This is a genomic window from Aquisalinus flavus (assembly GCF_014640095.1).
Lineage (GTDB): Bacteria > Pseudomonadota > Alphaproteobacteria > Caulobacterales > Parvularculaceae > Aquisalinus > Aquisalinus flavus.
Window position 1 is genome coordinate 860,642 of the sequence record NZ_BMGH01000001.1, and the last position, 18,164, is coordinate 878,805.

General features: G+C 61.6%; 18 protein-coding genes. 9 read left to right on the forward strand and 9 right to left on the reverse strand.

Annotation, left to right across the window (positions count from 1 at the left end):
* Positions 1-121: 121 nt before the first annotated feature.
* From IEV88_RS03915 to IEV88_RS03925, 3 genes are all read left to right on the forward strand, one after another.
* Positions 122-919, forward strand: coding sequence for a TerC family protein (locus IEV88_RS03915; protein ID WP_188160533.1), 798 nt, complete (start codon positions 122-124; stop codon positions 917-919).
* Positions 920-1,054: 135 nt separating this feature from the next.
* Complete coding sequence (locus tag IEV88_RS03920; RefSeq protein WP_206711337.1) at positions 1,055-1,513, forward strand: NADH:ubiquinone oxidoreductase subunit NDUFA12; 459 nt, start codon at positions 1,055-1,057, stop codon at positions 1,511-1,513.
* A gap of 8 nt (positions 1,514-1,521) precedes the next feature.
* The gene (locus IEV88_RS03925) at positions 1,522-2,268 is read left to right on the forward strand and encodes a DUF2155 domain-containing protein (protein WP_188159968.1); all 747 of its coding nucleotides are present in this window, start codon (positions 1,522-1,524) and stop codon (positions 2,266-2,268) included.
* On the opposite strand, the gene aat is transcribed toward IEV88_RS03925, so the two are convergent.
* The 4 genes from aat to IEV88_RS03945 all read right to left on the reverse strand — a co-directional run bounded on the left by aat (position 2,220) and on the right by IEV88_RS03945 (position 6,842).
* Positions 2,220-2,891, reverse strand: a complete 672-nt coding sequence (aat, locus tag IEV88_RS03930) for a leucyl/phenylalanyl-tRNA--protein transferase (RefSeq protein ID WP_188159969.1) — start codon at positions 2,889-2,891, stop codon at positions 2,220-2,222. The genes IEV88_RS03925 and aat overlap by 49 nt on opposite strands.
* 39 nt (positions 2,892-2,930) lie before the next feature.
* Positions 2,931-4,433, reverse strand: coding sequence for a tetratricopeptide repeat protein (locus IEV88_RS03935; RefSeq protein ID WP_188159970.1), 1,503 nt, complete (start codon positions 4,431-4,433; stop codon positions 2,931-2,933).
* A 77-nt stretch (positions 4,434-4,510) separates the two neighbouring features.
* The gene (locus tag IEV88_RS03940) at positions 4,511-5,365 is read right to left on the reverse strand and encodes a universal stress protein (RefSeq protein WP_188159971.1); all 855 of its coding nucleotides are present in this window, start codon (positions 5,363-5,365) and stop codon (positions 4,511-4,513) included.
* A gap of 10 nt (positions 5,366-5,375) precedes the next feature.
* A complete protein-coding gene (locus tag IEV88_RS03945; protein WP_188160534.1) occupies positions 5,376-6,842 on the reverse strand; it encodes a SulP family inorganic anion transporter in 1,467 nt (488 codons plus the stop codon).
* A gap of 244 nt (positions 6,843-7,086) precedes the next feature.
* Between IEV88_RS03945 and IEV88_RS03950 the strand changes: the two genes are divergently transcribed.
* Positions 7,087-7,995, forward strand: a complete 909-nt coding sequence (locus tag IEV88_RS03950) for a glycoside hydrolase family 16 protein (protein WP_188159972.1) — start codon at positions 7,087-7,089, stop codon at positions 7,993-7,995.
* Between the two features lie 8 nt (positions 7,996-8,003).
* Here IEV88_RS03950 and IEV88_RS03955 read toward each other — a convergent pair whose 3' ends face one another.
* Positions 8,004-9,860 (reverse strand): ABC transporter ATP-binding protein, encoded by a 1,857-nt coding sequence (locus IEV88_RS03955; RefSeq protein ID WP_188159973.1) that lies wholly within the window; start codon positions 9,858-9,860, stop codon positions 8,004-8,006.
* A gap of 199 nt (positions 9,861-10,059) precedes the next feature.
* Between IEV88_RS03955 and IEV88_RS03960 the strand changes: the two genes are divergently transcribed.
* Positions 10,060-11,784: a sensor histidine kinase gene (locus IEV88_RS03960; protein ID WP_188159974.1), complete on the forward strand. Its 1,725-nt coding sequence runs from the start codon at positions 10,060-10,062 to the stop codon at positions 11,782-11,784.
* Positions 11,785-11,806: 22 nt separating this feature from the next.
* On the opposite strand, the gene fumC is transcribed toward IEV88_RS03960, so the two are convergent.
* Positions 11,807-13,198 carry a class II fumarate hydratase gene (gene fumC, locus IEV88_RS03965; RefSeq protein ID WP_188159975.1) on the reverse strand — a complete coding sequence of 464 codons (1,392 nt, stop codon included), beginning with the start codon at positions 13,196-13,198 and terminating at the stop codon, positions 11,807-11,809.
* 106 nt (positions 13,199-13,304) lie between these two features.
* Between fumC and IEV88_RS03970 the strand changes: the two genes are divergently transcribed.
* Positions 13,305-14,018 carry a hypothetical protein gene (locus IEV88_RS03970; protein WP_188159976.1) on the forward strand — a complete coding sequence of 238 codons (714 nt, stop codon included), beginning with the start codon at positions 13,305-13,307 and terminating at the stop codon, positions 14,016-14,018.
* Between the two features lie 28 nt (positions 14,019-14,046).
* Here the strand turns inward: IEV88_RS03970 and IEV88_RS03975 are convergent, their stop codons facing one another.
* Entirely contained in the window at positions 14,047-15,129 is a 1,083-nt protein-coding gene (locus tag IEV88_RS03975) for a retropepsin-like aspartic protease (RefSeq protein WP_188159977.1), read from the reverse strand.
* A gap of 218 nt (positions 15,130-15,347) precedes the next feature.
* On the opposite strand from IEV88_RS03975, the gene IEV88_RS03980 reads away from it, so the two are divergent.
* Together IEV88_RS03980 and IEV88_RS03985 are read left to right on the forward strand one after the other, a co-directional pair.
* Positions 15,348-16,232, forward strand: coding sequence for a hypothetical protein (locus tag IEV88_RS03980; protein ID WP_188159978.1), 885 nt, complete (start codon positions 15,348-15,350; stop codon positions 16,230-16,232).
* Between the two features lie 5 nt (positions 16,233-16,237).
* Positions 16,238-16,645, forward strand: coding sequence for a RusA family crossover junction endodeoxyribonuclease (locus tag IEV88_RS03985; protein ID WP_206711338.1), 408 nt, complete (start codon positions 16,238-16,240; stop codon positions 16,643-16,645).
* A gap of 26 nt (positions 16,646-16,671) precedes the next feature.
* On the opposite strand, the gene IEV88_RS03990 is transcribed toward IEV88_RS03985, so the two are convergent.
* Together IEV88_RS03990 and IEV88_RS03995 are read right to left on the reverse strand one after the other, a co-directional pair.
* Positions 16,672-16,848, reverse strand: a complete 177-nt coding sequence (locus IEV88_RS03990) for a hypothetical protein (protein WP_188159979.1) — start codon at positions 16,846-16,848, stop codon at positions 16,672-16,674.
* A 20-nt stretch (positions 16,849-16,868) separates the two neighbouring features.
* On the reverse strand, positions 16,869-17,546 hold the full coding sequence (locus tag IEV88_RS03995; RefSeq protein WP_188159980.1) for a hypothetical protein: 678 nt from the start codon (positions 17,544-17,546) through the stop codon (positions 16,869-16,871).
* Positions 17,547-17,735: 189 nt separating this feature from the next.
* On the opposite strand from IEV88_RS03995, the gene IEV88_RS04000 reads away from it, so the two are divergent.
* On the forward strand, positions 17,736-18,158 hold the full coding sequence (locus tag IEV88_RS04000; RefSeq protein WP_188159981.1) for a hypothetical protein: 423 nt from the start codon (positions 17,736-17,738) through the stop codon (positions 18,156-18,158).
* Positions 18,159-18,164 lie beyond the last annotated feature (6 nt).

Genomic DNA, 18,164 nt, shown 5'->3' on the forward strand with positions numbered 1-18,164 from the left:
TCAGGTGCTTCGTCCTGTTTTTCCACAGTGAATACGACGGTTTCAGGAACCGCAACGCTGTCCATACCATTTAGGTATCGAGCCCCTCCTTTTCATCCTGCCAGAACCGGATTCTCCCATGATCGACTATCTCGTCCAGACCTTTACCGCCCCCGATGCGTGGGCGGCGCTCGCCGCCCTTATCGTCATGGAGGTGGTACTGGGGATCGACAACCTCATCTTCATCTCGATCCTCACCAACAAGCTGCCGGAGCACCAGCGCTCGTCAGCGCGGCGGATCGGCATCGCCGGGGCGCTGATCCTGCGTCTGCTGCTGCTCGGCACGATCGCCTTTATCGTGCAGCTGACGAGCCCGTTGTTCACCGTGTTCGATCACGGCTTCTCGGTCCGGGACCTGATCCTGATCGCGGGCGGGCTGTTTCTGGTGTGGAAAGCGACGAAGGAGATTCACGGCCATATCGAGCCGGAGGCGGATGACCCAAGCCCGACGCGCCGGGGGAAAATGCCCAAGGGCACCGGGGTTGGCTTTGCCGCCGTCGTCACCCAGATCCTGATACTCGATGCTGTCTTTTCCATCGATTCGATCCTCACGGCGGTGGGGATGACCGACTATCTGCCGGTGATGTTCATCGCCGTGATCGTCGCGGTGATCGTGATGCTGATCGCCGCCGACCCGATGGCGGAGTTCATCCGCCGCCACCCGACCATTGTCATGCTGGCGCTCGGCTTCCTGCTGCTGATCGGCACGACGCTGATCGCGGAAGGCTTCGGCGCGCATCTGCCCAAGGGCTATATCTATGCCGCGATGGCGTTCTCGGCCTTTGTCGAGGCGCTCAACATGATGGCCCGCAAAAGCCGGCGGCCAAAGTCGCATGCAGCACCCGGGTCAGCGTCCGAACCGCCGTCTTCTGCGTCATAGGCCCGCCAAAAATGGCCATCTCGTCACTGGACGTGCCGGGCGCACTGCGCCATAGTCCCGCCAGAATCCCGGGCTATCCGTGCCCGTCAAAGACTCCGGGGCTGTCATGGCCCCATGACCTGTGAGCGAGACACGATGCTGAAACGTATTTTTGCCTGGTGGGACAGCGCCACGATCGGACTTTCCTTCACCATGTGGCGCACCGGCGCCAAGCTGATCGGCGATGACGCCCAGGGCAACAAATATTACGAAGCCGCAGGCAAGCATGACTATGCCGACGGGCGCACACGCCGCTGGGTCGTCTATCACGGCGTGGCCGAGGCCTCGCGCGTGCCGACCGAATGGCATGGCTGGCTGCATCACACGGTCGATGTCCCGCCGACCAAGGAACACTATGTGCCCAAGCCATGGGAAAAGGCGCATTTGCCCAACATGACCGGCACGCCGCTCGCCTATCACCCGGCCGGGTCGCTTTATCTTGCCGGCAAGGGCGAGGAGCCATGGCAGGATTACCAGCCATGGACGCCCGAGGGTATCGAGGGCGAACTGGACTCGAAAGACGTCAAGCGGATCGAAGGGTCCGTCGCGAGTTAGGGACTTTCATGAAGCGCCTGTTGCTGATCACTGCCTCCCTTGCCGCCGCCGGCGGTGTCGCCATGGCCTATGCCCAGCCGGACCGCGGGCAAAGGCCGGAGCAGCAATTTGGCTGGCAGAAGACACCGGAGAGCGTCGACCCGGAAAAGGCCGGCCGCCCCCTGACCGAGCTGGAGCGGCTGTCGCTGTCCGAATCCGGTCTCAGTTATGGCAGCGATACCTATGACGCGCGCTCGGACAACCCGCTGGAGCCGGTCTCCGTGACCCTGCGGGCGCTCGACAAGATCACGGCGCGCTATACCGACCTGGTCATCGACATCGGTGCCGAAGCGAAATTCGGTACCCTCGCCATCGTGCCGCGCACCTGCGACAAGCGCCCGCCGGAGGAAGTGCCGGAAATTACCGCGTTTCTCGAGATCGCGGCGACGGATGATTTCGTCCGCCTGCCAACGAGTGACGGGACCGACGCGCTGAACCGCGACTATGTCGAGGATGAGCCGCTGGTCGCCGGCGAGTCGAAAGTCGACAACACCGTTGCCCGTCCGGAGGATATCGACAACAGCATGGACCCGACGCAGGCAAGCTATCGCGATGTCGACGCGGTCGATGGCGGTATCACCACCGAGGACGATGACGGCGACAAGACGCTGTTCAACGGGTGGATGTTTGCCTCCAGCCCGGCGCTGAACGCGCTTGAGCATCCGGTCTATGACGTCTGGGTCGTCGACTGCAAGATGGTCGATCCGGCGATCTGACGCGGCAGGGCGAAGAAATTGCCCCGTGTGCCGAGCGCTTCATCGAGCAAGCTCTGATACCGCGCCTTCGGGATTTCGCTGATCCCGAACTGGCCTAGATGGGGCGTGTAGAACTGTGTATCGAGCAGGGTGTAGCCGCCCGCCCTCAGCCTGCCGACGAGATGGACGAGGGCAATCTTCGAGGCATCGGTGACGCGGGAAAACATGCTCTCGCCGAAAAATGCGCCATTGATCGACACGCCGTAAAGTCCGCCGACAAGCTCGCCGTCGAGCCAGGCCTCGACCGAATGGGCATGACCCTGGCGGTGGAGGGCGCAATAGGTCTCGAGGATACGCTCGTTGATCCAGGTCTCTTCGCGGCCCGTGGCCGGTGCGGCGCAGCCGATCATGGTCTCCCTGAAAGCCGTATCCACCCGGATGTCGACCCGGTCCTGACGCACGGCTTTCCTGAGAGATTTGGGGATGTGAAACTCGCCGATCCTGAGTACGCCACGATATTCGGGCAGCACCCAGAACACATCCGGATCGTCATGGGCCTCCGACATCGGGAAATAGCCGAGGGTGTAGGCCTTCAACAGGTCTTCGGTCGACAGGGCAGAGCCGCGGACAGAATCACTTTGCATCAGCCGATGGTATCACGATCTGCGCGCCGTTAAAGAGGCTTACTCCGCGACCGCTTCAGCCGTCTCCTGCTCCTCGGGTATCCGCGACAAGAGCCATTCGGCCTGGCTGCGATCGCGGCCGTCATAAGACCAGGCGGCCAGCGGCTCGAGAATGCGGCGCGCTTCTTCGTAATATTCCAGGTTGATCAGCATCTCGCCGACCAGCATCGGGACCTCGAGACGGTTCGCGCTGGAATGCATTACCTGAATTGCCGCTTCCAGGGCTTCCGGCACGGCGCTTTCGCGGAAGGTCAGGGCGTATTCATAATTGGCGCGGATGTTTTCCGGATCGGCTTCGCGCGCCTTGCGCAGCCATTCCCGCTTTTCGACGAAGGGCGCGGTCATTCCCTTGATGACCATGGCCATGCTGTTTTCGGGGTCGATGGCAAGGGCCCGGTCCGCGATTGCGTTCGCCTTGTCGCGATCTTCCTGCTCCAGCCTGAGGAAAGCCAGTTCCATCATGACGGCAATGTTTCCGGTCTGCTGGTCGAGCAGCTTTTCAAGGCGCGTTGCCAGCTCTTGCCTGTCCTCGTCATCGGCGACGAAAAAGCGCCGTCCGTAAAGGAAGTGATACTCCTCTTCCCAGCGGTCCAGCTGACGGGTTTGCATATCGACCTGGATATTGTCAGCCGTCAGATCATATTGCAGCACGAGCAGATTGTTCTTGTCGAGATAGGTATCGATGCGCTCGCCCATCTGTTCCATCGTCATGCCGAAGGAGTCCTCGAACCTGGCGTCATGGCCGACAATACCCGGGTTGATCGCCTTGATATAGGCATCGAGGCCCATGCGCCGTGTGTCGTCGGCCATCAGGTATTGCACGGCAAGCCAGCTTTGCGCGTAGTACATCGCGACATCATAACTGCTGGTGGAGCCGGTCTCGGGATTGGCTCGCCAGTCGCGCAGCGATGAGAAGACATAATCCCAAGGCAGTTTTTCGCCATAGACGAGCCAGACGCCGCGTTCCGAAATGGCACCGCCGAGGACCGCCAGGCCGTCCTTGTATTCGAATGACGAGTAATAGTCCGCAAGCCCCTCATTATACCACATCGGGAAATAGGATGGCCCGTTCATGTGGATGAAGTGGTGTACATATTCGTGCTTGATGAACTCACGGGCGCGGCGCTTGCCATCGCGGCGCTGGCCCTTGACGAAGGAACTTGAATAGTCCTTTTCCGCATTCACGGCGAAGATAGGCATCTCGATCCGGCTGGTGAAGACGCCGCCGACATTGTTGGCCGGGAACAACTCCTTGAACGAACGTTCGTCGCGCATGACATAGACCGGCACGTTGACCGGTTCGCGCTCTGGCAGATGGTTCGCATAGATATAGCCGAGGAAGATGCGAAAGCGCTCCAGCTCCAGCGCCATGTCCTGCAAGGTGTCGAGGCTGGCATCGCCGCGCACGGTAAAGTTTTCCGTTTTGACCTCGTGCCATTTGGCCAATGCCGGGCCGGTCATCACCAACAGGGCGCAAAAGGCCGCAACCAGGTTTCTGAACATAGTTCCTCGCTCCACTTCAGGTAGTAAAACGGGTTCTGTCGGCCTTGGCAAGAGTGAGCGGAATTACCCGGGGAGCATCACCGGAACAACATCAGGGGCACCTTGCAGTCGCGGATCATGTGGGTCGTGGTCGAGCCGATGATCATGGTGCGGATGCGCGAATGGCCATAGGCGCCGATGACGAGGAGGTCGTATTTGCCTTCTTCAACGGTCGCGGCGATGACCGCCTCCGGCTGGCCCGGCTTGATTGTGGACTCAACGCTGAAACCGGCATCCTTAAGCAGGGTGGCGGCACCATCGAGCTGGCGGCTGGTTTCGGTTTTCGGCTCGCCGACGGTGAGCAGGGATATGTGCGTGTCCTGCAACAGCTTGCTGGCGGCGAGGTGCTCGACGGCTTTCATCACGCTCTTGCCGCCATCGAAGGCGATCAGTACACGGTTGACAGGCTTGAAGGCGCGGGAAGCGACGAGGACGGGCTTCTTCGTCGCACGGACCACGCGTTCGAGGTTTGAGCCGATATGGCCCTTGTCGAAATCGGCGGCCTCGCCGCGCTTGCCGATGACGATGAGATCGGTTTCGTCTTCGATCTCGTGGACACTTTCGACCACGCCGCCATGGCGCAGATGGGTCTCGACCTTCTCGATGCCTGCGTCCTCGAGGTGTTTACGGGCATCGTCGAGAATGGCGCGGCCACGGACCTTGGCGAGCTTTGCGCTCTGGGCGTCATGATCGGATAGTTCCTTGAGCAGGGCCGAACGGGCGCCGAGGCCGATCTGGCCGGAGAGGTTCTGGGTCGAGCTCGACAGGTGACGGCGGCCGAGGACGTGCAGGATTTCGATAGACCGGTCGGTGCGGCCCGCGACCCAGGCGGCATGGTCGCAAACGCTGTGCGAATAGACCGATCCATCGATCAGGGCGGTGATTTTTCTCATTCTTGTCTCCCTAATGGTTGAGCAGCCGGTCCATGGCGCCGGGCTTGTCATGTTCGGCAAGCCGGTCGACGATCGTACGGCTTGCATCGTTCAGCCCGACGATCTCGACCTCAGCGCCTTCGCGACGGAATTTCAGTACCGCCATATCGAGGGCCTGGACCGAGGATATATCCCAGATATGGGCATTGGAAACATCAATCACGACCTTGTCGAGGGCCTCCTTGTAGTCGAAGGCGGCAGCAAAATCCTCGGTCGAGGCAAAGAACAGCTGCCCTTCCACGGTATAGGTGCGGGTGAGGCCGTCGTCAGACAGTGCCGAGCGGATGCCGAAAATCTGGGCGATCTTCCATGCGAAGAAAATGGCCGACAGAAGCACGCCGACAAGGACACCGATGGCGAGGTTGTGGCTGAAGATCGTCACCACGACGGTCGCGATCATGACGATGGAAGAGGAGCGCGGGTGGTCGCGAAGATTCTTTATCGACGACCAGGAGAAGGTGCCGATCGAGACCATGATCATGATCGCAACGAGCGCAGCCATGGGCACGAGGGCCACGATGTCGCCGATGAACACGACCATGATGAGCAGATAGACACCGGCAGAAAAACAGGACAACCGTCCGCGGCCGCCGGATTTCACGTTGATGATCGACTGGCCGATCATGGCGCAGCCGGCCATGCCGCCGATAAAGCCGGTCGCCGTGTTGGCGATGCCCTGGCCGATGCACTCCTGGTTCTTGTCGGATGGCGTGTCGGTCAGTTCGTCGACGATGGAGGCGGTCAGCAGCGATTCCAGCAGGCCGACGACGGCGACGGCGGCCGAATAGGGCAGGATGATCTGCAGCGTTTCCCAGGTCAGCGGGATATCGGGCAGGAGGAAGACCGGCAGCGTATCCGGCAACTCGCCCATGTCGCCGACGGTGCGCAGGTCGAAGCCGAAGATCAGCGCGACACCGGTGAGGAGGACGATGCAGACGAGCGGCGAGGGGATCGCTTTCGTCAGCATCGGGAAGAGATAGATGATGGCAAGCCCGGCAGCGACCATGGGATAGGTCAGCCACGGCACGCCGACCAGTTCCGGTATTTGCGCCATGAAGATCAGGATGGCGAGGGCGTTGACGAAGCCGGTGAGAACCGAGCGCGAGACGAAGCGCATGACATAGCCGAGCTTCAAAAGACCGCAGCCGATCTGGATCAGGCCGGCGAGGACCGTGGCAGCGAGCAGATATTCCAGGCCGTAATCGCGCACGAGGGTGACCATGAGGACGGCGGTCGCGGCAGTCGCGGCGGAGATCATGCCGGGGCGCCCGCCGGTAATGGCGACGAGAACCGCGATCGAGAAGGAGGCATAGAGACCGACCCTGGGGTCGACGCCGGCGATGATCGAAAAGGCGATTGCTTCAGGGATGAGGGCCAGGGCTACGACAAGGCCGGCGATGAGGTCGGCGCGGACATTGCCGAACCATTCCCGCCGCATGCGGGCAATAAAGTCAGAATTCACGGATCGTCTCCAACGGGTTTGGAAGCGCAAAGGGCTTGAAAATTTTCTCTTGATGCCGGTGGCCTAGCAGTGCCCGTCGCATTGATCCACCATTTTTTGCGGTGCAGCAAGGAAGCCGGCGTCCGGCTCACCGGCTTGAGGAGACCGTTTCACCGCAAGCGCTCTTGAGTGGCGGCCAGTTGTCGATAAGCTAACGGACAGAACAAGAGAGGAAACAGAAATGGCTTCAACACTTCACGGATCGCACTTTCTCAAGGCGTCGCTTCTGGCGCTGGCCACTGGCCTTGCCGCCGCAGCCTGCGCATCGGCCGATGACGAGGTAAATCTCGGCGCGAAGGAAGCGGCCGGCGAAACCTATATGCTGGAACAGACGCCACCGGCCGGATACGAGCTGGTGTGGGCTGACGAGTTCAACGGCGAGGGACTGCCCGACGCCTCCAAATGGGCCTATGATACCCACGCCAACAAGGGCGGCTGGTATAATGACGAGCTGCAATATTATGCCGATGCGCGGTTGCAGAATTCCCGCCAGGAAGATGGCGTGCTGGTCATCGAGGCGCACCGCGAAGAGCTGGCGCAAGAGGATGATTGGGGCGGACAGGAATTCACCTCGGCCCGGCTGATCACCGAGGGCAGGCAGTCGTGGCAATACGGCTTCTTCGAGATCAGGGCAAAAGTGCCGTGCGGCTATGGCGTCTGGCCGGCAATCTGGATGCTCTCGGATAGCGATCTGGGCTGGCCCGATGGCGGGGAGATCGACATCATGGAGCATGTCGGCACGGAACCGGACACGGTCTATGGCACGGTCCACACCCGCGACTACACACACTCCAAGGGGACCGGCCGCGGCAGCAAGATCGACCTGCCGACCGCCTGCGAAGCGTTTCACGACTACCAGCTGCACTGGACCAAAGACCGGATCGAGATCGGCGTCGATGGCGAAATTTTCTTCGCGCTCGACAATGACGGTACCGGGACCGGCTCATGGCCGTTCTTCGACCCGCAATACCTGCTGATGAACGTCGCCGTCGGCGGCTGGGGCGGCAATGACGAGTCGAAGATCGCCGAGACGGAATTCCCGGTACGGATGGAAGTCGACTATGTGCGCGTCTGGCAGGAAGCTGAATAGGCGGGAGCCTATTGCGCTGGTTCTTCTATCGGCTCATCCGCGCCGATGAAGCCGCCTGACTGGTGGGCCCAGAGGTCGGCATAGATGCCGCCGCGTTCTACCAGGTCGCGGTGGCTGCCCTGCTCGACGATCCGCCCACGGTCGATAATGACCAGCCGGTCCATCGCCGCGATGGTCGACAGCCGGTGGGCGATAGCGAGCACGGTCTTGCCGACCATCAGCTGTTGCAGCTGGGTCTGGATCGCCAGCTCGACTTCCGAATCGAGGGCAGAGGTGGCCTCGTCGAGGATCAGGATCGGCGCGTTCTTCAGGATCAGCCGGGCAATCGCGATGCGCTGGCGCTGGCCGCCGGAAAGCTTGACCCCGCGCTCGCCGACATGGGCGTCGTAACCCGTGCGGCCCTTGCCATCGACGAGATCGGGGATGAAGTCCGCCGCTTCGGCGAGACGGGCGGCGTTCTCGACCATCTCCATCGTCGCATCCTCGCGGCCATAGGCGATGTTGTCGTAGATCGAGCGATGGAGCAGGGACGTATCCTGCGAGACCACGGCGATGGCCTTTCGCAACTCGTCCTGACGGACCTGGGAGATATCCTGTCCGTCGATCAGGATACGGCCCTTTTCGACATCGTAGAGACGCAGCAGCAGGGCGACGAGGGTCGACTTGCCGGCACCGGAGCGGCCGACGAGGCCAACCTTCTCGCCGGGCGCGATGTCGAGCGACAGGGTCTCGATGATGCCGGAGCCCTTGCCATAGTGGAAGCCGACCTTGTCGAAGGATATGGCGCCGCCGGCAACGGCGAAGGGTTTCGGCTCGGCAATGTCTGCGACCTTGATCGGACGGGCAATGGTCTCGATGCCGTCCTGGACCGAGCCGATGGATTCGAACAGCCCCGCGACCTCGAAGATGAACCAGTGGCTCATGCCCTGGATGCGCATCAGCAGCGCCCCGGCGACAGCGAGCGCGCCTGCCTGCACCAGCCCCTGGGACCACAGCCACAGGCCGAGGCCGAGCGTGGTGGCAATAAGGGCAGCGTTGATGACACTCAACGTCACCGACAGGCCGGTGACCTGCCGCATCTGCCGGTAGACCGTGCCGAGCATGATCTCCATGCCGTCGCGGGCATAGGCCTCCTCGTTCTGGCCGGAGGAGAACATCTTCACCGTCTGGATATTGGTGTAGGCATCGACGATCCGTCCGACGAGCGAGGAGCGGGCGTCGGCCTGTTCCTTGGCGACATCGCGCAGCTGCGGCAGGAAGTGCCGCATCGTGGCGAAATAGGCGACGAGCCAGATCATGATCGGTGCGGCGAGGCGCAGGTCGGCGCTGGCGAACAGGATGACCGCGCCGATGAAATAGACCGCGACATAGACGAACAAATTCGTCACTTTCACGACCGCGTCGCGCACGCCGAGCGCGGTCTGCATGACCTTGGTCGTCAGCCGCCCGGCGAAATCATCGGTGAAGAAATGGGTTGATTGGCGCAGCATGTAACGGTGCGCGCGCCAGCGGATCTGCATGGCGTAGTTCCCGAGCAGACCGTTATGCAGGATGGTGTCGCTGATCAACCCGAACAGCGGCCAGACGACCATGGTGACGAGGCCGATCACGATCAGTTCCGTGCCGCGTTCTGCGAACAGGGCGGACGGGTCGGTGCCGGCCAGCCAGTCGACGATCGAGCCGAGGAAATTGAAGATGGCAACCTCGACAACCGCGGCACCTGCCGAGAACAGTGCGAGGCCGACGAGCAGCCAGCGGAATGGCTTGGTATAATGCCACGTGAAGGCCAGAAGCCCCGTTGGCGGCATGTCCTGGGGCTCGTCAGGGAAGGGCGAGACGGTTTTTTCGAACCAGCGGAACCACATGAACTCTCTCCGATTAGGCCAGCCCGTTGCCAGCCGGCCCGGATATCAGAGACCTGCAAAAAAGTCACCTCAAAATTATCCTAGATTTATGCGGTGGCTGAGATATGCCTTTATCAGGTGTTTGTGCGCCTCGGGCAGGGTCGCGTGCTGTGATGTTCAAACCAAGCCTTCCCAGGGGACGGCCGAAGAAGGCGCTGCAATGCTGTTACGCCCTGCTAAGGATAAGGCAGCCGGCAATCCTGACCGGCCGGGGCGGCCGCTCGCGGTCGTTCTGTTTTTCCTGGTCCTTGCCGTTCTGCTACCGAGCCTTCTGTTCTCGGTCGTGCTGATCCATCGCAATGACGATGCCCGCCGCGATGCCGTCTATGTTCAGGTGGATGCGGCAGCAACCACTCTCGCTGATGGCTTCCGCCGCGAAACGACGCGGATGCGGTATATTCTGCAATTGCTCTCCACCAAGAACGGTTTGTTGACGGATAATTTCAGCCAGCTTCACGAAGACGCCCAAACAGCCCTGGCAGGCTCCAACACCTATTTTCTGGTGCTCGACGAGCAGAATAACCAGCTTCTCAATACGCGATTGCCCTATGGCACCGCACTCGGGAAAGGGTCGTCAACAGAGGCGATGGATGCGTCGCGGTCGTCGGGGGAGGTCGAGATGTCGAGCCTGTTCTTCGGGCGGACCTCCGGCGAGATCGTCTTCAATGTGGTGTATCATCTGAAGCGCGCCGGCGCCGAGCCACTCAATCTTGCCCTGACCCAGAATGCACGAAACCTGATCAGCGCCGTCGATCTTCCCATGGCGCCAGACTGGAATTTCGCGATCGTCGATCCGAATAATCAGTATGCGGCGGGGACCGCCGATATTGCGACCGGCCAGGCTTTCCTCTTCGAGCACGAGATGCTTCACGAGATAGAACCCGCCGACCATACCTTTGTCGAGCGTGATGGCGTGCGCTATCTGGTTTCTGTCACGGCGGTTCAGCCGGAGGGCTGGCTTGCCGTAGTCTGGGTCCCGGCTGATGTCGTGGAAGCGCCGCTGCGCCGGGCCTGGATGCTGGTGGTGTTGACCGGCTTGCTGTTGCTGCTGATCTCCATCGGAGCGGCGGCCGGGGGGGCCTGGGTGCTGGCGCGACCAATCAAACAACTGGCCCGCGATGCCCACGCGCTCGGTTCCGGAGAGCCTGTCGCCGCGCGCAACACCGGCATTGCCGAAATCGATATCGTCTCAGAGCAGCTTGCTTCGGCGTCCGGCGAAAGGGTGCGCAAGGAAGAAGAGATCCGCTTCCTGCTCAAGGAAGTCTCCCACAGGGCCAAGAACCAGCTCACGGTCGTCGGCTCGATAGCGCGCCAGAGCCTGAGAAGCTCCGGCGCGGACCCATCCGTATCCGACGCCCTGCTCGAGCGGATCAATGCGCTGTCATTGTCGCTCGACCGGCTCGTCGGGACACGTCTGAACGCCGCCGAATTGAAGGCGCTTGTGGAGATCCAGCTCGATTCCTTCCTGACCGAACGGGCGGGTCAGGCGGTGATCGAGGGACCGGATTACGATGTCAGCCCGATGGCGGCGCAGGCCCTTGGCCTCGCGCTGCATGAACTGGCGACCAATGCTGCCAAGTATGGCGCCCTGTCCGTGTCCAGCGGCAAGGTGCATGTGACCTGGGATATCATACCGCTGGACAGCGGCGAGGAAGGCCCGGGCGGATTTCTCGTCCTGAAATGGGTGGAGACCGGCGGACCGGCCGTCGAGTCGCCCAGCCGTACCGGCTTCGGCACCCAGATCGTCGAGACTTATCTGGGCGCTGCCACCGGGGCGAATGTGAAACGTGTCTTTGCCCCGGAGGGCTTCTCCTGCGTCATCCGCATCCCCCTGAACAAGCTCGGTCCACAGGAGGATGATGAGGAAGACGCTGCCTTCGGATGATTCCATTCGAACGCAGGTTGATCTAACGCGGTGAGATCATGTGCTCCGGCTTGACGATGTCGTCATAGTCCTCTTCCGAAACATAGCCGAGCTTGACCGCTTCCTCGCGCAGGGTGGTGCCATTCTTGTGCGCTTCCTTGGCGATCCTGGTCGCATTGTCATAGCCGATGGTCGGGGCCAGCGCCGTGACCAGCATCAGCGAGCGCTCCATCAGGTCCTTGATGCGGGCTGTATTCGCGGTGATGCCGATGACGCATTTTTCGGTGAAGGAATTGGCTGCATCGCTCAGCAGGCGGATCGATTGCAGCGTGTTGTAGGCGATGACTGGCTTGAACACGTTCAGCTCGAAATGACCCTGCGACCCGGCGAAGGAGACGGTCGTGTTGTTGCCGATGACCTGGGCGCAGACCATGGTCATTGCCTCGCACTGGGTCGGGTTGACCTTGCCCGGCATGATCGACGAGCCGGGCTCGTTCTCGGGCAGGGAGATCTCGGCGATGCCGGAGCGCGGACCCGAGCCGAGCAGGCGGATATCATTGGCGATCTTGAACAGCGAGACGGCGACCTCGTTGAGGGCGCCATGGGCCTCGACCATTGCGTCATGGGTGGCGAGCGCCTCGAACTTGTTCGGTGCGGTGACAAAGGGCAGCTTGGTGAAACTGGCGACTTCCTCGGCGAATTTCTCGGCAAAGCCTTTTTTCGAGTTGATACCGGTGCCGACTGCCGTGCCGCCCTGGGCGAGCGCATAAAGGCGCGGCAGCACGCCCTCGACCCGCTCGATTCCGTATTCGACCATGGCGGTGTATCCGGAGAATTCCTGGCCGAGGGTCAGCGGCGTTGCGTCCTGGAGGTGGGTGCGGCCGATCTTGATGATATCGTCGAATTTCTTCGCCTTGTCGTTCAGGGCGTCGCGCAGGCTCTGCAGCGCCGGGACGAGGCGGTGGACGATTTCTTCCGCCGCAGCGATGTGCATGGCCGTCGGGAAGGTGTCGTTGGAGGATTGCGAGCGGTTGACGTGATCGTTCGGATGGACCGGGGACTTGGAGCCGATCTCGCCGCCGAGAATCTCGATGGCGCGGTTGGCGACGACCTCGTTGGTGTTCATGTTGGACTGGGTGCCGGAGCCGGTCTGCCAGACCGACAGGGGGAAGTGATCGTCGAGCTTGCCGTCGGCGACTTCCGTCGCCGCCTCGATAATGGCCTTGCCGATTTTCGCATCGAGATTGTCCTGCGCCATGTTCACATTGGCGGCGGAGCGCTTGATGATGCCAAGAGCCCGGATCAGCGGAGCCGGCATGGTTTCCGTGCCGATCGGAAAGTTGATGAGAGAGCGGGCGGACTGGGCGCCGTAATATTTGCCGGCAGGCACTTCCAGCGGGCCGAAGCTGTCGGTTTCGGTACGATGATCGCTCATTGATGGCTCCTCGATTGCAGTTATTCCGGCGCGGTATATCCTGTCACCGGCGTGAAGGCCATAGAGCTTTCTCAGTCATGGTCCGGTGAGAGGAAGGGTCAGCAGCATGGATGACAGCGACGGCAAGATAGAGTTCCTGTGCCAGCCCGGCCTCGCAGACGCCATCCCGGCGCCGGCGCGCGCCGGCAAGTTCATCCCCGACTGGTATCGCAGCCTGGAACGGGAGATGGGCATGCCGACAAAAGAAGGCCTGCCCGGATTGACGGCGAAGGCCTGCCTGCCGATGGCGGATGCGTTCGGTCTCGGCTTCGTCATCCCGCTGCCGGTGACCGTGCGGCTGCTGATCCCGGAGGACAGGGTCAACATCCGGATGGGCTGGGCGGCGGATGCGCCGTTCCAGCCGGTCGAGACCCATCATCCCGGCCAGATTGGCGCGCCGGAACCGCCATTCCAGCAAGTCATGCCGCTGAAATTCATCAACCCGTGGCGCATCAAGGTGCCGGAAGGGTATTCGGTCCTGTTCACCCAGCCTTTCAATCATGCCGAATTGCCGTTCAGCTGTTTCACCGGCCTCGTCGATTGCGACCGGTTCCACACCACGGTGAACTTTCCCTTCCAGTGGACCGGACCGGCGGGCGATTTCACCCTGCCAGCGGGCATGCCGATCGCCCAGCTCGTGCCGATCCGGCGGGATACCCTCCTGCGGGACCACGAGGCGCGGGGCGCGAGCGAGTCCGAGCTGGCCGAGCAGAATGAAGCGAACCGGATGAAATATACCGAAATCTCGTCCTATGCCCGGGAATGGCGTACACGGAAGTAATGTGACGCAATGCTGCGCTGCCTGCAGGTCAGTCGTTCCAGCGGAAGGATTTGACGTTGTATGACTCGGTGGCGTAGCTGCGCAGCCTGGTGCCTGTCGTCGAGCGATTCGGGCGGTCCATGGTGCTGCGCGAGAGGTATAGTTTCTGCCCGGCAAAATCCATGATGAAGTCATGCCCGGCAAACATGCTGGCGCCGGCGATGAACAGCGGCTGGCCCGCCGCACCCGAGATGTTGGCGGAATCGAATTCATGCACCAGAACCATGTGATCGTAATAGGCGTAGTCGCCGATGCGCAGCACGGGATAGATGCTTGCGACCGTTGGCAGGAATTCATCGACCGCGCCCTGGAGCTGCCAATCGCGCCGCAGCATCCGGCGGCGTTCCTGAAGGCTCGGGTGCTGAATATCTGCCCAGTTCATCAGGGTGAAAGCGGAACCGAGGTCGACCAGCCCCGGAATGGTGCGCCCGTCAATCTCGACATCGGCGAAGTAGAGTTCCTCGAGCCCCGCACCATAGGGATCGCGGCGAAGCGGAACCTCGATCCAGCCTGTCTCGACATAGGGCACGAGGCTTCTGTGCGGAATGAAATAGAAGGACCGCTCCTCGGGGTACCAGGCAAGGGCAAAGTCACCGAGGATGTCGAGACCGATCAGGCCCGAGGCTGTCTCCCCCGCATTCTGGCGGCGGCTGTCGAGGACGACAAGCAGCTTGTCCTCCTCGCGGATCGGGCCGATGTCGATGGAGCCGACACGAATAACGGGGCGCATGGCCGTGCCGACAATGCCCCTGACCTGCACCTGCCGGCCGGGGATGACGTCGATGCCGAGCCTGGCGCGGGCATCATTGAAGATGGCGGAAGTGGTCGATCCGGTGTCGACAAGGAACGGGTAGGGGCCTTCGCCATCGACCAGCACGTCGATCAGCATGCCGCCATCATCGGTGAAGGAAACCGGCACGACGATGGCGCCATCCTCGCGCAGCTGGATGAAATCATCCTCGATGCGATGGGTCGCGCAGCTTGTCAGGCCTAGCGTTACGAGGACGAGCAACAGCAAGGGCGCTGCCGCCCGCGGCGGCCCGTCGCATCCTCGCCATCCCAGGACCTGCATGGTCAGGCCTTTTCCTTCCCGGGCCGGTTGCTCTGGTCTATTGCCCTTTTCCAGCCCTGTTTCACCGATAATAGAGTAAAAATCGTCGTTCGTCGCGCGTGAGAGAGGCAAGGCGTGTATCTTTCACGACGAAGCAGACGGGAACAGCCTTGTTGCCAACGCTGTAAGGCGATGAAATCATATTGAAAAACGGCAGTCGGGCCGGAAAGGGACGCTTCATGGGTATCGGGACAGGTTTTGGCAGGAGCCGAGCAGGCAAACCGGGCGCGGCGCTGGCCGCATTGGCGCTGTCGGTGGGCCTGTCGGTGGGACTGCCGATGGGGCTGGGGGGCGGCACCGCAGCGGCGCAGACGGCACCGGTGCCTGGCTCGGGCGAAGCGGCAGCATTCGAGCAGGATATTGCCCTGACGGAAAATCTCGGCCGCGCGATCTATGAACGCGACACGGCGGCCTATCTGGCGGCGATGGCGCTGCAGGATGAGTTTGCCGGCGATGAGCTCGGCTGGCTCCATGGCTGGATCACGGTCAAGGAGGGCGAGGAACTCAAGGTGATGTTCATTGGTGAGCAAGGCGGCGAGCCGCGCGCCTATTTCATCGCCTTTGCCCGCAATGACGAAGTCTATGACCATTTCGCCCCGCCGGGTGGCATGGGTCTGTCGCGCGCAGAGCGCGGCTACTGGGCGGCGCGCGAGGATGCGCTCGACCGCGACACGCAGGAATGCTCCAGCCAGTACAATCCGGTCGTCATGCCCTACAAGGGCCGCGACGGCGCCGAAGGCGGGCTGTTCGTCTATCTGATCCCTGCCAGCACCGAGGCGGGCCTGATCAAGGCCGGCGGGTACCAGCTGTTCGACTACTCCGCTGACGGACAGACGATGAAAGGCGAAATGCCGTTCAACACCAATTGTCTCGACGTCGAGAAGACCGGCAATGAAGGCGACAGCCTGATCCTGTCGCATTCCCTGACGCCCTATCCGCAGGAGCATCATGTGTTCATGAGCCTGCTCTACGGTACGGATGTCGTCGTGGTGACGACGGAGAATGATCTCGTCTGGAAGGTCTCCGGCGGCGAGGTCAGCTTCGTCGAGAAGCGGATGCGGTAAGTCACGTGCAAGGGGGCGGGTTCTTCGGCAAGGGCAAGGTGCAGGTCGCCTACAATGGTGACACGGTGCTGTTGCGCGTGCGCCATGTTTCGACCCAGACGCGGCGGCTGAAAGGGCTGATCGCAGAGTTCTGCCGCCGCGAGGTGGCCGTGAAACGGCCCTATTACGGGCCGTTCGAGGTGCGCATCTGGACCTCGAAACTGCCGGACATGCGCGGCGCCCATGACGTCGACAATGTCGCCAAGGCCTGTCTCGATGCACTCAACGGTGTGTTCTGGCGCGACGACCGGCAGGTGGTGCGGCTGATCTCGGAACGCTTCACCGGCGATGCCAACGAGATCGCCATCCGCGTGCGCCCGCTCGACAGCGAGCTTGAGCCGGTGCCGATGGACGAGACGTTGTTCAATCTGTGAGTGGTGCCCGGCAGGCCGGGCGACGTTCAGCGTCTGAATAGCGTGACCAGTGTCGCGACACCGCAGACGATCCCGAGGATGACGAGCGTCATGCCGAGTGTCCTGATCCCGCTATTGTGCAAGTGCATGCCCGACCGCGTCAGGGCGATGAACGCCAACAGGCCGATTGCGCGGAACCCGTTGCGTCGAAATCTGCCGGACATTCGCACGTGCCTGCGTCAGCCTACTGATCGTCGCTGGCGGGATAGGAGCGTACGCCGGTATTATAATAGGCAAAGAGCGGACCGACCATGGCCATTTCCCCGGAAATGGCGAGCTTGATTGCCGATTGGCGGGCGATGAGACGGTCGACCATGCCGGTCATCGTCGTCGCGCCTTCATCCGCGCCGCCTGAGATGATATCGCGCCGGCGCGCCTCGATGGCATCGCCCACGGTGCGGATATCCCTGTGCCGCTGCAGGACGCAGGCATTATAGGCGCGCAGCCAGCCGGAATGGACCGAATAGGACCCGTATGTCTCGCCGATGCGCGACTCGATCTGCTGACGCAGGTCGACGCAGGACCGAAGCCCTTCCTCGACGGCGGAAAGGGCGCGGTTCATGTCGATTTCCGAGGCATAGCGCAGTTGTGAGGGCTCGACGACCGGCTCCGCCGTCTCGCTCTCCGGCGGCGCCTTGTAATTCACCCGGGATAGGACGGCCTCCTCTTCGGTGACGATCTCGTCGACGGAGTCGAGCTGTTCTTCCTGGACGGAGACGGGTTGCTGAACATTCCGGGGCCGCGCATCGGGCGGCAGATTGTCCTGCGCGACCGCAGGGCCGCCCCCGGCAAACAGGGCGGCGGCGAGAACTGCAAGACTGGCAGCGGTTATCCTGGCGGTGAATGGGTTCGGACGGGTCATCGAAATCTCCTGCGGTCGTCTCTGACTATAAGCATCGTCGGCGTGCCGTACAAATGCGACCGCACGGGTTTCACAGAAATCATACGGGTATCGCGGAAAGTATAATTGACATGATGTTAAATAAATAGTACATTGTGTTAGAAATATTTTCTCAGGATGGCATTGCTTCAGGATGGAATGGAGGGATCGATGAGTTTCAAGGAAAAAAGCAGCTGGATTGTTCTGGTCGGCATGCTCGCCCTGTTCGGGTGGTATGGCTGGAATTACTACGTAACCGGCGGTTTCGACGCTGCGACAGGCGGCGTCATTCTCGTTGGCACGATCGCCTTCATCATTCTTGTCGTGATTGGCCATATCGTGATTGCCGTCCTGCAGGCCATTGCAACGGGTAAGGACGATATCGACGATTCAAGCGATGAGCGTGACCGGTCGATAGAGCTGCGCGGCGAACGGGCAGGCGGGCTGATCCTTGGTCTCGCCGTTCTGGCAACGCTCGGCTTCTGCCTGATATCCCAGCAATATCGGATCGCCAGCATGTTGTTCATGGCGATGGTCTTATCGGAGATCGTCAAGAACGCCTGGCAGGTCGTGCTCTACCGTCTTTCGGCTTGAGAGGCT

Bases quoted from the DNA above. Each gene is read 5' to 3' on its own strand.
- IEV88_RS03920 (WP_206711337.1), top strand. From the start codon at position 1,055: ATGCTGAAACGTATTTTTGCCTGGTGGGACAGCGCCACGATCGGACTT.
- IEV88_RS03925 (WP_188159968.1), top strand. From the start codon at position 1,522: ATGAAGCGCCTGTTGCTGATCACTGCCTCCCTTGCCGCCGCCGGCGGT.
- aat (WP_188159969.1), bottom strand. From the start codon at position 2,891: ATGCAAAGTGATTCTGTCCGCGGCTCTGCCCTGTCGACCGAAGACCTG.
- IEV88_RS03935 (WP_188159970.1), bottom strand. From the start codon at position 4,433: ATGTTCAGAAACCTGGTTGCGGCCTTTTGCGCCCTGTTGGTGATGACC.
- IEV88_RS03940 (WP_188159971.1), bottom strand. From the start codon at position 5,365: ATGAGAAAAATCACCGCCCTGATCGATGGATCGGTCTATTCGCACAGC.
- IEV88_RS03945 (WP_188160534.1), bottom strand. From the start codon at position 6,842: ATGCGGCGGGAATGGTTCGGCAATGTCCGCGCCGACCTCATCGCCGGC.
- IEV88_RS03950 (WP_188159972.1), top strand. From the start codon at position 7,087: ATGGCTTCAACACTTCACGGATCGCACTTTCTCAAGGCGTCGCTTCTG.
- IEV88_RS03955 (WP_188159973.1), bottom strand. From the start codon at position 9,860: ATGTGGTTCCGCTGGTTCGAAAAAACCGTCTCGCCCTTCCCTGACGAG.
- IEV88_RS03960 (WP_188159974.1), top strand. From the start codon at position 10,060: ATGCTGTTACGCCCTGCTAAGGATAAGGCAGCCGGCAATCCTGACCGG.
- fumC (WP_188159975.1), bottom strand. From the start codon at position 13,198: ATGAGCGATCATCGTACCGAAACCGACAGCTTCGGCCCGCTGGAAGTG.
- IEV88_RS03970 (WP_188159976.1), top strand. From the start codon at position 13,305: ATGGATGACAGCGACGGCAAGATAGAGTTCCTGTGCCAGCCCGGCCTC.
- IEV88_RS03975 (WP_188159977.1), bottom strand. From the start codon at position 15,129: ATGCAGGTCCTGGGATGGCGAGGATGCGACGGGCCGCCGCGGGCGGCA.
- IEV88_RS03980 (WP_188159978.1), top strand. From the start codon at position 15,348: ATGGGTATCGGGACAGGTTTTGGCAGGAGCCGAGCAGGCAAACCGGGC.
- IEV88_RS03990 (WP_188159979.1), bottom strand. From the start codon at position 16,848: ATGTCCGGCAGATTTCGACGCAACGGGTTCCGCGCAATCGGCCTGTTG.
- IEV88_RS03995 (WP_188159980.1), bottom strand. From the start codon at position 17,546: ATGACCCGTCCGAACCCATTCACCGCCAGGATAACCGCTGCCAGTCTT.
- IEV88_RS04000 (WP_188159981.1), top strand. From the start codon at position 17,736: ATGAGTTTCAAGGAAAAAAGCAGCTGGATTGTTCTGGTCGGCATGCTC.